The sequence below is a fragment of the Streptomyces sp. NPDC045998 genome, assembly GCF_056430285.1.
Map to the genome: position 1 here is coordinate 774,573 of NZ_JBWKLJ010000003.1, position 13,690 is coordinate 788,262.

Below are 13,690 nucleotides of genomic sequence, written 5' to 3' on the forward strand. Positions count from 1 at the left end.
GGGCCGGTCCGTGGGGGGGATACGGACCGGCCCGAGGGGGGGTTTCCACCATAACCCTTCGTGAGACGTGCTGCGTGCCGCGACAGGCCGCCACTACGCTCCGAAAACGCGGGACCGCGCTGCGGACACGGCGGGGAGCCCGCGGGCGGGGCGCGGCGCCTGTACTCCCCAAGGGGGACCCGGCTCCGGGGGCGCCGCGTTGACGGCCCCGCGGCGGGCCGCGGCTACCGCCGCCGGAGGAGCGTGATGCCGTCCCGCCGGGCGACGCGCTCGTAGCCGTACCGCTTCTCGGCCGCGGCCAGTTCGGCCAGCTGCTGCTTGATCGGGTACGGCCAGTGCCCCGTCCGGTACGGCCACGCCTCGGGCGGGCGGCGGTCGAAGACGATCCACTCGGCGGTGGGGCGCGGCAGGCGCTTCCTGTCGTACTCGTAGAGCTTCCCCGCCACCGGGAAGGCCGGGAAGACGACGACCGTGCAGCGGGAGGTCAGCTGCGGGACGAGCCGGTTGGAGGCGGCGACGGTCGCGCCGTCCGGGATCCTCGCGAGCAGCGCGCGGGCCGCCTCGACGTGCGGGGTGGTACGCCAGGTCGCGCGCTGGGCGAGCAGCGCGAGCGGGAACGACGGCAGCATGACGAGGGTCACGGCGAGGGCGGTGGCGAGCGAGGCGCGCACATGGCGGTGGGCCAGGGGGTGGGCGGTGCGGCGCCAGGCGGTGAGCGCGTCGATCAGCCCGGCGGTGACGACGGGCATGAGCACGGCGCTGTAGTGGAAGGCCGTGCCCCAGTGGAAGGCGTTCTGCGACAGCATGCGCCAGGCGAGCGTCGGTACGGCGATCAGCGCGAGGGGCGAGCGGAGCGCGAGCAGCGCGGAGGGCGCGAAGACCAGGACCAGGGTCATGGCCTTGATGTCGGGGCGCAGCGCGTCGAGGGGGGCGTGCGCGAGGGTGGAGAGCAGTGAGCCGTGCCCCTCGGTGAGGTTGCCGCCGTGCGCGTACGCGTCGCCGGGGTGGAAGGCGGGGAGCAGGAGCAGGATCTCGACGGCCGATCCGGCGACCCCGACGACGGCGGTGGCGATGCCGAGCCGTCGCGGACCGCCCCGCCAGGCGATGTACGCGCCGATGGCGGCGAGGGTGAGGCCCAGGTCCTCCTTGACCAGCAGCAGGGGCGCGGCCCAGGCGACGGCCGCCCGCCAGCGCCGCCGGGCCAGCGCTTCGAGCGAGCAGGCGAGCAGCGGTACGGCGAGGGCGACCTCGTGGAAGTCGAAGGCGGCCGCCGACGCGATGCCCCAGCTCAGCCCGTACACGGCGGCCACGGCGTGCGCCGCGCGGCGGCCGAGCGCGCGGGCGGCCCAGCGGGCGAGGGGGACGACGGCGACGGCGAGCAGCGCGGACTGGGCGACGAGCAGGCACAGCGGGGACGGCCACAGACGGTAGAGCGGCGCGAGGGCCGCCAGCAGCGGGTGGAAGTGGTCGCCGAGGAGGTTGAAGCCCTCGCCGCGCAACGGCACGACGGGGGCGCGGAGTTCGGCGTACGCCCGTACGGCCTGCTCGAAGATGCCGAGGTCGTAGCCGGTGGTGCGCAGGAGCTGGTGGCGGCGTACGGCGACGGTGGCGTACAGCACGCACAGCGCGGCGGCCCACCCCCAGGCGAGGAGCCGGGGGGAGGGCGTGTGCACCGTGACGGGGGCGGCGGCCGGCGGCGAGACCTTTTGGGTGGGGAATGTCCGCATACGCCGGATGCTAGGGGGTGTCTTGTCGATCAGGCCGCGGACGGCGCGGGTCAGGTGAGGGCGTGGCCCGCGGTGCTGTCCACGTGGGCGGGGAGCTCCCCTTCATGGCGGTCGCCGGTGGACACCGTCCCGGACGGCTCGAACATCAGGATGTCCGCCCCCTCCGGCGCGGACGGCCGGTGCTCCGTCCCCTTCGGCACGACGAAGGTGTCACCGCGCCGCAGTACGACGCTCCGCTCGGTGCGGGTGGTGGCGTCGCGCAGGGCGATCTCGAACCGCCCGTCCAGCACCAGGAAGAACTCGTCCGTCTCCTCGTGGACGTGCCAGACGTGGTCACCGACGGCATGGGCGACGCGTACGTCGTAGTCGTTCATGCGGGCGACGATGCGGGGGCTGTAGACGTCGTCGAAGGAGGCGAGGGCTTGGGTGACATTGACCGGGTCTGTGCGCATGGCCGGCATTTTGTCAGTCACCACGGTGCCGAGGAGGCGGTGAACGCGCCGAGCAGCAGCCCCACCAGCGCCCCGCCGATCATGAACGGCCCGAACGGGATCGCGCTCTTGCGGCTCGCCCGCCGCAGAAGCACCAGGCCCATCCCGTACGCCGCGCCGAAGAGGAACCCGGCGAAGGCACCCGTGAAGAGGATGTCCCAGCCGTACCACCCGAGGGCGACCCCGAGCGACAGCGCGAGCTTGACGTCTCCGAAGCCCATGCCGTTCGGGTGGATCAGGAAGAGTGTGAAGTACGCGCCGCCGAGGGCGAGTCCGCCGAGCAGGGCGGAGGGCCACGACCCGGCGTGCCCGGGCAGCAGCGCGGCCACCCCGAGGAGCCCGGCGGCCGCGCCGGCGAGCGGCAGCGTCAGCCGGTCCGGCAGCCGGTGCACACGCGCGTCCACGGCGGCGAGCAGCACGGCGCACGGCGCGAGCAGCAGCCACACGGCGAGCTCGGGCCGCGGCCCCGTCGCGGCGGCGAGCACGGCGCACGCGAGGGCGGCACCCAGGGTGAGGGCGTTCCCGGTGGGCAGGGCGCCCGCGGTCCCGGGGCCGGGTACGCCGCAGGGCGCGCAGCGCGCGGGGCCGACCCAGCCGCGCGCCGGTCCGGTGAAGGCGTGCCCGGCGGGGCAGGTGTCGCGCCACGCCTCCTCCGGCTCGACCGACAGCCGGTACGCGGCGCGCGGCAGGAGCAGCCCGGTGGCGGCGCCCCACAGGGCGGCGACGGCGATCAGCGTGGCGTACACGCAGCGAACCCTAGGGCGACGCGGGGCACCGGTCATGGGCCCGTGGGCCCATTCCCGTACGCGGCGGGCACCGCTACGGTCCTGCTCCATGGGGAAGACGGGGAACACGGGGAACACCGGGAAGAGGACCAAGTGGCGCAACGGCACGGCGCGGTTGGCGGTCGCGGGCGGCCCCGCGGCCGTCCCGGTCGAGGTCGCGGCCTCCTACGGCACCCGGCGGCGGGGACTGCTCGGCCGGGACGGCGTCGAGGGCGCCATGCTCCTGACGCCGTGCAACAGCGTCCACACCTTCCGGATGCGGTTCACCATCGACGTCGCGTACCTGGACCGCGAGCTGAACGTCCTCGCCGTCACCACCATGCCGCCCGGCCGCCTCGGCCTGCCGCGCCCGCGCGCCCGCCACGTACTGGAGGCGGAGGCGGGGGCCATGGAGCGGTGGGGTGTGCGCCCGGGCGTCCGGCTGACGGTCAGCGAGGGCTGAGCTTGGCGGCCTGCGCGGTGATCAGGGCCGCGGGCATCTCCGGCGTCTTCGGTCCTTCGAGGTTCGCGGTGTAGAAGGTCGCCACCGTGGCTCCGGAGCGCACCACGTGGAAGACCAGCGGCACCGGGTCGCCCTCGAAGTCGGCCGTCAGCTGGTACGCCACGCCGTCGTCGCCCGCCTTCACCGGCGGCAGCGCGCGCACGCTCCGGTACGTGGAGGGGCCGGTCGGTCCGGTGGTGGTGAAGCCGTCGCGGCACGCCGTCACGGCGGTGCGCAGCCGGTTGAGGACGGTGGCCGCGCCCTGGTTCCCGTGGGTGGTGAGGAACACGGAGACGGCCGGGCGGCTCTCGGCGTTCGCGCCGGTGATCTGGCGGTACGCGGACGCCTGCGCGGCCGGCTCGGGCTTGCCGTTGAGCAGGGCGGTGAGCGGCGCGCACGCCTCCTCGGCGGGCGTCTCGCCCTGCGGGGGCGGCGGGTCCATGGGGCCGACGGCGTAGCCCGGTACGTCGGCGGTGGCGAGGATCGCCCGGTCGAGCTCGGCCCGGGTGAGGGGCTTCGACGCGCCGGGGACGCCGGGGTTCGCGGTGCCGCCGGGGGCGGGGGCGGCGGGTGTCGTGGCTTCCGGGGTGCCGCGGCTTCCGGCGCCCGGGGCCGCGCTCGTACGCGGGCTCGCGTTGTCGCCCGCACCCGTGGGCTTCTCCGGCTCGTCGGGTCCGCACGCCGCCAGCACCACCGACGCGAGGGCGGCGACGGCCACCGCTCGTGCCGTACGTTCCGTACGCCTGGTCATGGCCGGACGCTAGCAACGCCGTTCGGCCGGGCGCATGGGTCCACGGGCCCAAAGCGGCTACGGCGGCCCGGCCCCCAGCAGCGTGAACGCCCCATACGCCCCCGACGCGAGCGCCAGCCCCGCCACCACGAGGACCAGGTTCCGGTCGCGCAATCGGGCGAGGGCGACGGCCGCCGGGAGCAGCAGCGGGAAGGCGGGCATGATCAGGCGCGGGCGGGAGCCGAAGTACGCGGCGCCGACGAGCGAGACGACGACGATCGCGAGCCCGTACACGAGCACGGGCAGCGGCTGGCACTGCCGGACGCACAGCCACACCACCCAGCCGAGCAGCGCGAGCGCCGCGCACAGCCCGACCCCGGCGAGCGGCTGCGGCCCGGTGAGGTTCCGCCAGACGAAGCGGCCGAGGGCCACGCCCCCGTCGATGCTGTTGCCCCAGGCGGCCTGGACGTCGAAGTACGCGGTCGGGCTGGACTTCCGTACGGCGACGAAGACGACGTACCCGAGCCAGCCCAGCGGTGCGAGCAGCACGCCGACGGCCATCCGGAGCGTGAGCCGCCGCTCGCGTACGACCGTCACCAGCGCCGTGACGCCGAGCGCGGCGATCAGCGCGGCGGCCGAGGGACGGGTGAGCCCGGCCAGGACGCAGAGGGCGCCCGCCCGGATCCAGTGGCCGCGCAGCACGGCGTGGAGCGACCAGGCGGCGAGCGCGGTGAACAGGCTCTCGGTGTACGCCATCGACTGCACGAACGCCGTCGGGTACACCCCCCACAGCACCGCGAGCACCACCCCGGCGCGCCGCCCGGCGATGTGGGCGCCGACGGCGTAGACGCCCCACGCGGCGGCGAGCGAGGCCACCCACGCCACCAGGAGCCCGGCGTCGTCGGCCCCGAGGGGCAGCACGGCCGCGAGACCCCGCTCCAGGGCGGGCAGCAGCGGGAAGAAGGCCAGGTCCGAGTGGAGGCTTCCGTCGGGGAGGCGGACCTCGTGCCCGTATCCGTGCTCGGCGATCCGTACGTACCAGACGGAGTCCCAGCGGCCCTTGAGCCGGTGGAGGGCGTCCTCGCCGGTGACGGCGGCGGCGACGGCGAGGACCGCCATGCCGACCAGCCGTACGGCCGCGTACCCCCACAAGGCGGGCGCGGCCCCGCTGGTCTGTCTGTCTTCGGGCATGCAGCCGATTATGTGCCGCTCATGTCCAGGGCAGGTGCGGGGGCCGCCGACGCCACCACCAGCCGCGGTCCAGGACGGCCGCGCCCGAGCCGGTGAGCCGTCCCAGCAGCTCGCCGCGGTCGTCGCGGGTGTGGACGCGGAAGAGGGCGTCGAGGTCGTCGACGGCGCGGGCGAGTGGTTCGCGGAGGCCTTCGGGCGCGGCCGCCAGTCGGTGGGCGAGGGCGTCGCGGGTCCGGAGGTCCTCGACGTACGACTCCTGCGGATAGCGGCCGGTGGGGGCCCAGTCGCCGGCCATGCGGCGCACCAGCCTCTCCCAGAGCAGCAGGGCCTCCCGCGCGCGGTTGACCCGGCTGCGCGCGGGCGCGACGCGGTCCGGGTCCGTGGCCGCGACGAACGCCTCGGTGGCCGGGACGGGCACCTTCTCGGCCCGGTACACCTCACGGAGCAGCTCCACGCGGGCGCCGGGCAGCTGCGGAACCGGGGCTTCGACGGCGTCGACGGTGAGGACGGGCTCCTCGTCGTCCGACTCGTACAGACGGGCCCGGGCGACCGCGCCCTCGGGTGTCGCGGCCCAGTACGCCGAGGGGTTCTCCAGGTCCGTCGCCGGATACAGCACGGCCGTCCCGGTCGCGGCCGCGACGCGGCGGGCCGCCGTCGGCTCGTCGGGCGCCGTGGGGACGGCGCCGTCGGAGACGTACACGTCCCACGACAGCGCGAGGTCTCCGTGGACCGCGTGATAGCCGCACAGGACGGGGGCGTCCCAGTTCCGGCCCTCGGGGTCGGCCTCCTCGTCGGCGACGTCCACGTCCGTCACGGGCACGCCCACCGCACCGGCCAGCGCCGCCGCCATGCCGGCGGGGGACGGCCGGTGCACGGTCAGGAGGTTGTAGAGCACCGCACCGCTCACGGCCCGACGTCGGTGTCGCGCCCCTCGCGCAGGTCGAAGTACGTGACCCGCCAGCCCGCGCCGAGCTCCCGCCGCAGCCGGCCGGCGAGCTCCGCGCCCCGGGCGGCGAAGGCCTCCTCGTCCTGCGGCGTCCGGAAGCCCGACGCCATCGGGTCGTCGCGGTCGAGCGTGGCGTCGAAGGCGTCGCCCCAGCGCTCCAGGTCCTCCCGCAGCTCCGGGCTCACCGGGAGGTCGGCGGGGGCGATGTTGTCGAGCCCCTCGTCGGACCGGATCCACACCGGATGGCAGTCGTAGTCCGCCGCCACCCGTACCGTCCTGCCGCTGACCATCGTGCCACCCATCATCCGACGCTCTTGGGGTTCGCCCCGACGACGAACCCATTGTTCCCGACGGTCACGGCCACGCGCCGCTTCTGCCCCTTGAACTCGACCTCGTAAACCGGCCGGCCCTCGCCCTTGCCCTGGTAGCCGACCTTCTTGCCCTTGGTCGCCGCCGCCATCACCAGGTCGGGGATGTCCTCCCTGGCGACACCGGCGCGCTCGAAGTCGTCCGCGTGCTCCTCCAGGATGTGCTTCAGGCCGGCGCGGGAGTTGCCCTCCTCCAGGAAGACGATCTTCCCGTCCGCGTTCCGCTCGGCCCGGAGCACCTTCTCCGGGTCGAACTTGACGCCCTGCTCCTTCATTTCGTCGAGCAGCGCCTGGTCCACGCAGTCGTTGTTGTGGACGAGGGACGCGCTCCGCGCGCCGACCGCGACGTAGTACGTGTGGAGGCCCGCGACGCTCAGGTCGTGCGTGGTCTGCCGCTGCGTGTAGCGCTCGACCGCCGTGACCCGCAGGACTCCGCCGGCCGGCGTGCGCAGCGCCGCACCGGGCCGGATGTCGCCCGCGTCGGACCAACCGCCCTCGTCGCTGAGCCAGAAGGGGTGCGTGTCGGTGGCGGTGACCGTCCCGGCGGCCGTGGTCAGCCGCGTGAACTCCTTGTCGTCGTGCGTCGTGAAGGTGCGCGTGACGGTGCGCGGGGCCGTCAGGCCGGTGGCCGGGTCGGTGGCGAGGACCTGGTCCCCGATGCGCACCGACTCGATGGGGACGCTGAGCCCGCCCGCGACGAGCACCCTGGTGCCGGGCGGGAAGCTGTGCCCGACGGGACAGGTGACGGGCTTCTTCGGCTCTTGCTGCTCCTTCTGTTTCTCGGGGTCCCATTTCTTCTTGGCGTCGTCGAGCTTGTCCTGCGCCTCGGCGACCCTCTTGCGGTTCTTGATGAGGCCGGTGAGGCCGTCGTAGAGGTCGCCGCCGTGCTTCTTGAGCCTGCGGACGAGCTCGACGGCCTGCTTCCACTTCCACGGAGCCCCGTACTTCGCGGCCAGCTTGCCGACCGCGCCGCCGATCAGGCTCGTCAGGACGTTGATGAGCGTGTCGGTGCAGGCGCCCATGTCGCCCTTGGTGATGCAGTCCAGGGCGTCGGTGATGCCGAGCTCCTCGGCGAGGATCTTCGCGAGCTCCTTCGCCGCCGCGATGGCCTTGTCGCGGTCCGCCTTCTCGGCGGCCTGGGCGTCCTGGAGCTCCTTCAGCGCCTGCTCGTAGGCGAGCTGCTCGGGCGACTTGCCGGTGTCGTCGGCGGCGGGTTTCCGGCCGCCGGGGTTGTCGTCACCGGGACCGTCGTCACCGGGACCGTCGTCACCGGGCTGGTCCTGCGCCTGCGGCTGCTGCGTGTTCCCGCCGCAGTTGTCGCCGCCGGTGACGCGGCACACCTGCGTCTTCAGCTCGGCGGCGATGGTGGGACCGAGCCCGGTGGCCAGCAGCGCACCCACAATCGCCACGACGACGGCGACCAGCCCGACGTACTCCAGCGTCGACTGACCGGACTGCGCAGCCTTCCGCCGGCGCAGCCCCAGCAGCCGCGCCTCGGTGCGCGGCATCCGCCACGCCTTCCATGCCCGTACCCGACGACACGACATACCGCCGACGGTAGGAGCGCGGCCCGCGGAAGTCTTGGGCCCAGGGGCCCAGGGACGGTCTCATTCGCGGCGCGGGGCCTGCGGTTCTACTCGCCGGCGGCGTCCACCAGATCGTCCCTCGTCGTGGTCGCGTCGATCGTGACGTCGAAGTGGTAGCCCTCGTCGCAGAAGACGAGGTCGATGCCGGCCGGGACGAATTTGCGGTACCAGAGAGCGAAGTCGGCGACCAGGCCGATGTCCCCGTCCAGGTAGAGGCACCGCCCGTCGACGTGGGAGCGGCCCTCCAGGTCGGCGTCGCCGCGCCGCAGCTCCCACTCGACGTCGCCGTACTTGTCCCCGTCGGACAGCTCCCTGCGGCGTACCGCGGCGTCGGGCCACTCCGCCGCCAAGGAGGCCACGAGCAGGTCCTGCCCGACGCGCCACTCGTCGCTGTCGAACGCCACCAGATAGCTCATGCCTGCAGGTCCGCCCTTCGTCCGTCCGTCGCGTCTGTCGCGTCTGTCGCGTCTGTCAGCCGCTTCTACCCTGGCACGCGGTTGTCCACAGGGGATGACGCGTGCGGGGCGGCCCCGGGACGATGGTGTCCATGCGGGGGGACCTGGTCGGCCTGGTCACACAGGATGTGCTGCTCACACGCGACGCGGTCGCGGCGGGCTGGCACGGCGGCGCCCTGTCCCGGGCCCTGCGCGGGGAGGGCTGAGCAGCCGGGGGTACGCGGCGCATGGGCGCGCCCGGGCACAGAGGTGACCGCACGGACGGTGCTGCGGGCCCTGCAGATGCTCCAGCCGCGCCTGGTGGTGAGCCACCGTTCGGTCGCGGCCCTGCACCTCGTCGAGGTCCTCCGTTACGAGACCGAGTTCACGGACCCACACGTGTGCGTCAGGGGCAAGCGGCACGGGCTGCGCGTCCGCCGAATGCCACTACGGGACGACGAGGTGGTGGTGCGGCGCGGATTGCGTACGACGGCGGCGGTGCGCACGGTGGGTGACCTGCTCCGCGCCGGCCCCGTGGAGGAGGCGGTGGTCGCCGCGGACTCCGCGCTCGGCCACCGGACCGTCGGCGGGGTGAGCCGCCCGCCGCTGACCACGATCGCCGCGCTGGAGACCGAAGTCGCGGCCGACGGGCCCGGGCCGCGGCGCGGCTCGGCGACGGGACGACGCCCGCTGCGCCTCGCCGAACCGCGGTGCGGCTCCCCCGCCGAGACCCTCGCGCGCCTGCGGATACACGAGGCGGGGCTGCGCCCGGAGCCGCAGGCGTGGCTGCGTACGCCTCGGGGGCGGGCGCGACGCGTGGACTTCCTGTTCCGGAGGGAGCGGCTGGTGGTCGAGATCGAGGGATACGCCTTCCACAGCAGCCCCGAGGCGCACCGCAAGGACCTGGAACGCTTCAACGACCTGGCCTCCTGCCCCGAGGTCGGCACGATCCTGCGCTACCCGGCCTCGGTGGTGTTCCGCACGCCGGACCGCATGGTCGCGGAAATCCGCGAGGCCTTGGCGGCGGCGAGCTGGAGCACGGCTACGTGAGGGGGCGGTTCCGGGAGCTCGGGCCCCGGGCGGGGCGAGGTGTGGCCGCCCTCCTTCCCGAGAGTCGCGGCCTCCGCCGCCCCGTCAAGGGCGCTTCCGTTGGTCGCGTCGGCTGCGCCGATGGGCTTCGCCCACCCTTGACAGGCCGCCTCCACCCGCGGTTTTTCTCTCGGGAGGGCGGCCGGGGGTGAGGGCCGGCGGCGGACGTGCGTGGGTGGCGGGGGCGCGTGGCCGGGCGCCGGGCCGGTGGGTGGGGTGTGCGGCAGTGGAATGGGGCGGCTGATCTCTGCTTGGCGGCTGGGGCCCGTCGATCGGCCGGGGTACAGGACCTCGCTTCTGCCCGGTGTCCCTCGGGGTGAGTCAGTCTGGCTAGGGGGTGTGCCCATGGGTCACACCAGCCACACGCTGTTGCACGATTGGGCACTTCGGCCCAACGCCGAGCTCCCGGAGGCTGCTGTGAGCCCCAGGCTTGGGCCCAAGTGCCCACACACGTGAACCGTGTCTGGATCACCCGTCGTGGACCCTCGCGCGTGGGCCCACAAGGGCCGATCAGCGCTGATGGCCGCCCACCATGTGCGCAGGTTCTGCCCGTCCGGCACCGCCGAAGACCAGCACCGCATCAGCTCGTGGCGCGATGCACGGACAACCCACGCAGTAAGCCGCACGGCCACACCCACCACCGGGCAGAAGCGAGGTCCTGCCCCCCAGCCGACAGGCGGACCGCAGCCGCCTAACCAAGCCGGACCACCCCATTCCGCTGCCGCGCACACCACCCACGCTCCCGCGCCCGGCAGCGGACCCGCGCTGCCAACAGCCCTCCGCCGGGACCCGTTCCCCCGGGCCGCCCTCCGCGTGTGAAAAGGCGGGTGGAGACGGCCCGTCAAGGGTGGGCGAAGCCCATCGCGAAGCGACGCGACCAACGGGAGCGCCCTTGACGGGCCGACGGAACCCGCCACACTCGGAGCGAGGGCGGCCCACACCGCGACCCACCGCCGCCGCCCCACCCCGAGGGCCAAGCCTCAGCCCGCAAGCGGCAAGGCCACCCGAGACCTGGTTCCGGTTGGGGATGGGTTGTAGCCGGCGCGACGCGCAGGCTCAGGGACGGACCAAGCGACCGATGGCGTCCACCACCGCGGCGTGGGCCGCGCGGGCCCGGGCGGATCGGGCTGCCAGGTCCTCCCCGTCGGTGGCGTAGTGCAGCGTGAACGAGGCCTCTGCCAGCTCCGTGAGCCGCTCCCGCGCCTCGGCGTCCTCGGTCAGCAGCTGGACCTCAGCCAAGGCGGCTATCACCTCCGACCGCGCCCCCAGCGCGGCTGCCGTTGCCGCGTCCTTCTCGGGGGCCGGAGCGTCACGCGCTCCCCACCGGTCGTACTGGAGGCGACGGAAGGTCGCCTCGGCGGCGAGGAGGCAGCCCGTGGCCTGGCGCAGTTCGCGTCGGGTCTCGGCGCCGATGGCACCGGCATGGAGCCGTGTGGCCGTACGGGACTGGAGGACGTGTGAGACGACCGCGCCCAGCAGCGTGCCGGCGACGGCGATGATCCCCACCCATAACTCCATGCGGCCCCCTTCAGCGGAACTCGTGGACGACCTCGATCGTGCCGACGATGTGCGCGTTGAAGTCGTCGAGCTCCTCCGCCGGAACCCAGAGCTCCAGGATGGTGCGACCGCCGGCCTGCTGGACCGGGTAGCGGCTCAGGAAGTCCGACTCGACCTCGAAACGCGTCACGAAGCCGGCCCCGTCGTGCTGGACGTTCCAGTCCCGTGCGATGCGGATCGCGTAGTCCTCGTTGAGGACCGGATAGAAGATCGGCTGCTCCGGAAGCCGGGGCGGCCAGGCGCGCCACTCCAGCTCCTCGACGAGCGCGAGCTCCTTCGGGCCGGTGGGGCGCCAGAGAGTCGTCGTCGCAGGCTGGAGGGACATGAGCTTCGCTCTCTGACGTGGGGATCGGAAACCTGGACGATACCGGCGCCTTGATCGTCCGGCCAGGCGGTTTCGTAGCCGTGCGGCCCCATGCGGCTCGGCCGTGACCCCACACATCGACACGCTGCTCTACCGGCGCCGCAGTCAGTCGGCGAAGCGGCGGACGTAACGCTTCTGCCAGGGCGTCTCGACGGCGTGACGGTCGTAGTGCCGGCGTACGTACTCCACGGCCTCGTCGGCCGGGACCCCGTCGAGTACCGCGAGGCAGGCCAGCGCGGTACCGGTGCGGCCGCGACCGCCGCCGCAGGCGATCTCAACGCGCTCGTCGGCAGCTCGCTGCCACGCCTCTCGGAGGACGGCCGCTGCCTGGGCGCGGTCGCCGGGCAGCCGGAAGTCGGGCCAGCGCAGCCATCGGGTTTCCCACGGCACCTCCGGGGGCTGCTTGCCCAGCAGGTACACGGCGTACGTCGGCGTGGGCCCTGCGGGCAGCGGCTTGCGCAGTCCGCGGCCTCGGACCAGGCGCCCGGAGGGCAGCCGCAGCACGCCCGGGTCGGTGGCGTTCCAGGTCTGGGTCACTTCGGTCACCCGTTCACCGTAGTCATCACCCCGGCGAGCGAAGGCGTTTTACTCCCTTTGCCAGCAACCACCTTTGCATGGATGTCCGCCAGCCGTTCCTGGGGCTTCGTCGAGCGGCGGACGGGCCGCGTCCTGTGACACGGCCCGTGCCGTTCTAGTCGCCTGCCGCGCCGCGCTGGAAGGAGACCTCCACGCGGCGGTTCTTCTTGCGGCCCTCTTCCGTGCTGTTGTCGGCGATCGGGTACTGCTCGCCGTAGCCCCGGATCTCGAAGGTGATGCCGTCGGCGGCCAGCTTCTTCGACAGGACGTTGTGCACGGCCTCGGCGCGCTGCTTGGACAGCACGTCGCCGTGGGCGGAGGAGCCGAGGTTGTCGGTGAAGCCGAAGACGCGGACCCGCTTGGCGTCCTGCTTCTTGATCTCGGCGGCGATCGCGGAGATACGGGCGTTCGCGCTGCTGGACAACGCGGCGCTGTCCTTGCCGAACAGCACCTCCGCCTGGAGCGCGAACTTGATGTCGGCGTTCGTGTCCTCGCGGCGCTCCTCACCCGCGAGGTCCTCGACGACCGACTTGATGTCGAGCACCTTGGGCGGCGCGAGGGTCGCCCCGTCGGGCAGCTTGAGGTCAGCGTCGTTCGCGTCCACCTGCACCGGCGGCGCGGCGGACGCGGACGGGTACGGGCTGTCCTCGGCCAGCGCCTCGGGGGCGAGCCCCACCCCGAAGGCGAGCGCCCCGGAGAGGGCGGTCACCGCGAGGCGGGCGGCCGTTCTCTGGTGGGTGGTGGTGCCGCTCATCAGGAGATCTCGATCGGGGCGTTGGGGAAACCGGGGAACTGGAGGTCGACGGTGGTCGTGGTCTGCGGCGGTGCGGGGAACTGGGCGAAGAACGTCATGCTCTGGCCTGCGGCAATACTCGGCTCGTAGCCGCTGGTGGTGAGTGGACGGTTATCGGTGTCGCGAAGCACGTAGTACCGCTTCTTCTCCTTGGAGTCCACAAGCGTCATCGCGGCCAAGGAGCGTCCCGTACCCGCTACGGCCGTCTCCTGACCACTCCACTGGATCGGGGTGGTGTACAACGAGCCCCCGGTGTTCTGGAATTTACCGCTCACGGTGACGAAGCCACCGCCATCGCGCCGCACCTCATGGATCACCATTTCGATGCCACGGTCACCTTTAAGCGTAGCCACGATTTTACTCGTATCCGGAAGTGTCTTTCCGTCAGCCGCCGGAGAGCCTGTGCTGCCTGCCGGTGCTGATGACTTCCGGGCGTCGTCCTGTTTGGCTTCATCCGCCCCGTCGTTGCCGCACGATGCAACGGTGAAGACCAGGCATGTGGCCAACAGGGCGGCGACGACACCCCGGCGTACGCCCGTTACGTGCCGAACACTCATTCTCGCTCTTCCTTT

The 13,690-nt window shown here is 73.3% G+C and carries 16 protein-coding genes; 2 read left to right on the top strand and 14 right to left on the bottom strand.

Translation table 11 applies throughout. From position 1 onward, the window contains the following. Positions 1–224: 224 nt before the first annotated feature. Genes AC07FJ_RS12485 through AC07FJ_RS12495 form a run of 3 tightly spaced genes read right to left on the bottom strand, consistent with a single transcriptional unit; the run spans position 225 to position 2,964 of the window. On the bottom strand, positions 225–1,727 hold the full coding sequence (locus AC07FJ_RS12485; protein WP_479048073.1) for a DUF2079 domain-containing protein: 1,503 nt from the start codon (positions 1,725–1,727) through the stop codon (positions 225–227). A gap of 50 nt (positions 1,728–1,777) precedes the next feature. Beyond that, complete coding sequence (locus tag AC07FJ_RS12490; RefSeq protein ID WP_479048075.1) at positions 1,778–2,179, bottom strand: cupin domain-containing protein; 402 nt, start codon at positions 2,177–2,179, stop codon at positions 1,778–1,780. Between the two features lie 17 nt (positions 2,180–2,196). Next, on the bottom strand, positions 2,197–2,964 hold the full coding sequence (locus AC07FJ_RS12495; RefSeq protein ID WP_479048078.1) for a prepilin peptidase: 768 nt from the start codon (positions 2,962–2,964) through the stop codon (positions 2,197–2,199). A gap of 88 nt (positions 2,965–3,052) precedes the next feature. On the opposite strand from AC07FJ_RS12495, the gene AC07FJ_RS12500 reads away from it, so the two are divergent. Then, on the top strand, positions 3,053–3,445 hold the full coding sequence (locus tag AC07FJ_RS12500; protein ID WP_479048080.1) for a DUF192 domain-containing protein: 393 nt from the start codon (positions 3,053–3,055) through the stop codon (positions 3,443–3,445). Here the strand turns inward: AC07FJ_RS12500 and AC07FJ_RS12505 are convergent. The 6 genes from AC07FJ_RS12505 to AC07FJ_RS12530 form a co-directional block, all read right to left on the bottom strand. Further along, positions 3,432–4,235 (bottom strand): hypothetical protein, encoded by an 804-nt coding sequence (locus tag AC07FJ_RS12505; protein WP_479048083.1) that lies wholly within the window; start codon positions 4,233–4,235, stop codon positions 3,432–3,434. The genes AC07FJ_RS12500 and AC07FJ_RS12505 overlap by 14 nt on opposite strands. A gap of 57 nt (positions 4,236–4,292) precedes the next feature. Further along, on the bottom strand, positions 4,293–5,405 hold the full coding sequence (locus AC07FJ_RS12510; protein WP_479048085.1) for a hypothetical protein: 1,113 nt from the start codon (positions 5,403–5,405) through the stop codon (positions 4,293–4,295). A gap of 19 nt (positions 5,406–5,424) precedes the next feature. After that, the gene (locus AC07FJ_RS12515) at positions 5,425–6,312 is read right to left on the bottom strand and encodes a hypothetical protein (protein WP_479048087.1); all 888 of its coding nucleotides are present in this window, start codon (positions 6,310–6,312) and stop codon (positions 5,425–5,427) included. Then, positions 6,309–6,656 (bottom strand): hypothetical protein, encoded by a 348-nt coding sequence (locus AC07FJ_RS12520; RefSeq protein ID WP_479048090.1) that lies wholly within the window; start codon positions 6,654–6,656, stop codon positions 6,309–6,311. Before AC07FJ_RS12520 ends, AC07FJ_RS12515 begins: the two co-directional genes overlap by 4 nt. Further along, a complete protein-coding gene (locus AC07FJ_RS12525) occupies positions 6,653–8,227 on the bottom strand; it encodes a polymorphic toxin-type HINT domain-containing protein (protein ID WP_479048092.1) in 1,575 nt (524 codons plus the stop codon). Before AC07FJ_RS12525 ends, AC07FJ_RS12520 begins: the two co-directional genes overlap by 4 nt. 125 nt (positions 8,228–8,352) lie before the next feature. Further along, positions 8,353–8,721 carry a hypothetical protein gene (locus AC07FJ_RS12530; protein WP_361427742.1) on the bottom strand — a complete coding sequence of 123 codons (369 nt, stop codon included), beginning with the start codon at positions 8,719–8,721 and terminating at the stop codon, positions 8,353–8,355. Between the two features lie 288 nt (positions 8,722–9,009). Here AC07FJ_RS12530 and AC07FJ_RS12535 point away from each other — a divergent pair, with 288 nt between their 5' ends. Continuing rightward, positions 9,010–9,789: an endonuclease domain-containing protein gene (locus AC07FJ_RS12535; protein WP_479048094.1), complete on the top strand. Its 780-nt coding sequence runs from the start codon at positions 9,010–9,012 to the stop codon at positions 9,787–9,789. A 1,095-nt stretch (positions 9,790–10,884) separates the two neighbouring features. Here the strand turns inward: AC07FJ_RS12535 and AC07FJ_RS12540 are convergent. The 5 genes from AC07FJ_RS12540 to AC07FJ_RS12560 form a co-directional block, all read right to left on the bottom strand. Next, positions 10,885–11,346 (bottom strand): hypothetical protein, encoded by a 462-nt coding sequence (locus tag AC07FJ_RS12540; protein WP_479048096.1) that lies wholly within the window; start codon positions 11,344–11,346, stop codon positions 10,885–10,887. Between the two features lie 10 nt (positions 11,347–11,356). Continuing rightward, entirely contained in the window at positions 11,357–11,710 is a 354-nt protein-coding gene (locus AC07FJ_RS12545) for a hypothetical protein (RefSeq protein ID WP_479048098.1), read from the bottom strand. 144 nt (positions 11,711–11,854) lie between these two features. Further along, positions 11,855–12,286 carry a protein-tyrosine phosphatase family protein gene (locus AC07FJ_RS12550; protein WP_479048349.1) on the bottom strand — a complete coding sequence of 144 codons (432 nt, stop codon included), beginning with the start codon at positions 12,284–12,286 and terminating at the stop codon, positions 11,855–11,857. Positions 12,287–12,440: 154 nt separating this feature from the next. Further along, entirely contained in the window at positions 12,441–13,079 is a 639-nt protein-coding gene (locus AC07FJ_RS12555) for an OmpA family protein (protein ID WP_479048099.1), read from the bottom strand. Next, positions 13,079–13,675, bottom strand: a complete 597-nt coding sequence (locus AC07FJ_RS12560; RefSeq protein WP_479048101.1) for a hypothetical protein — start codon at positions 13,673–13,675, stop codon at positions 13,079–13,081. The genes AC07FJ_RS12555 and AC07FJ_RS12560 overlap by 1 nt, the downstream gene beginning before the upstream one ends. Positions 13,676–13,690: the final 15 nt, after the last annotated feature.

What these genes read in the sequence shown, in the direction of transcription:
- AC07FJ_RS12485 (WP_479048073.1), bottom strand. Translation starts at nt 1,727, where the DNA reads ATGCGGACATTCCCCACCCAAAAGGTCTCGCCGCCGGCCGCCGCCCCC.
- AC07FJ_RS12490 (WP_479048075.1), bottom strand. Translation starts at nt 2,179, where the DNA reads ATGCGCACAGACCCGGTCAATGTCACCCAAGCCCTCGCCTCCTTCGAC.
- AC07FJ_RS12500 (WP_479048080.1), top strand. Translation starts at nt 3,053, where the DNA reads ATGGGGAAGACGGGGAACACGGGGAACACCGGGAAGAGGACCAAGTGG.
- AC07FJ_RS12505 (WP_479048083.1), bottom strand. Translation starts at nt 4,235, where the DNA reads ATGACCAGGCGTACGGAACGTACGGCACGAGCGGTGGCCGTCGCCGCC.
- AC07FJ_RS12510 (WP_479048085.1), bottom strand. Translation starts at nt 5,405, where the DNA reads ATGCCCGAAGACAGACAGACCAGCGGGGCCGCGCCCGCCTTGTGGGGG.
- AC07FJ_RS12520 (WP_479048090.1), bottom strand. Translation starts at nt 6,656, where the DNA reads ATGATGGGTGGCACGATGGTCAGCGGCAGGACGGTACGGGTGGCGGCG.
- AC07FJ_RS12525 (WP_479048092.1), bottom strand. Translation starts at nt 8,227, where the DNA reads ATGCCGCGCACCGAGGCGCGGCTGCTGGGGCTGCGCCGGCGGAAGGCT.
- AC07FJ_RS12530 (WP_361427742.1), bottom strand. Translation starts at nt 8,721, where the DNA reads ATGAGCTATCTGGTGGCGTTCGACAGCGACGAGTGGCGCGTCGGGCAG.
- AC07FJ_RS12540 (WP_479048096.1), bottom strand. Translation starts at nt 11,346, where the DNA reads ATGGAGTTATGGGTGGGGATCATCGCCGTCGCCGGCACGCTGCTGGGC.
- AC07FJ_RS12545 (WP_479048098.1), bottom strand. Translation starts at nt 11,710, where the DNA reads ATGTCCCTCCAGCCTGCGACGACGACTCTCTGGCGCCCCACCGGCCCG.
- AC07FJ_RS12555 (WP_479048099.1), bottom strand. Translation starts at nt 13,079, where the DNA reads ATGAGCGGCACCACCACCCACCAGAGAACGGCCGCCCGCCTCGCGGTG.
- AC07FJ_RS12560 (WP_479048101.1), bottom strand. Translation starts at nt 13,675, where the DNA reads ATGAGTGTTCGGCACGTAACGGGCGTACGCCGGGGTGTCGTCGCCGCC.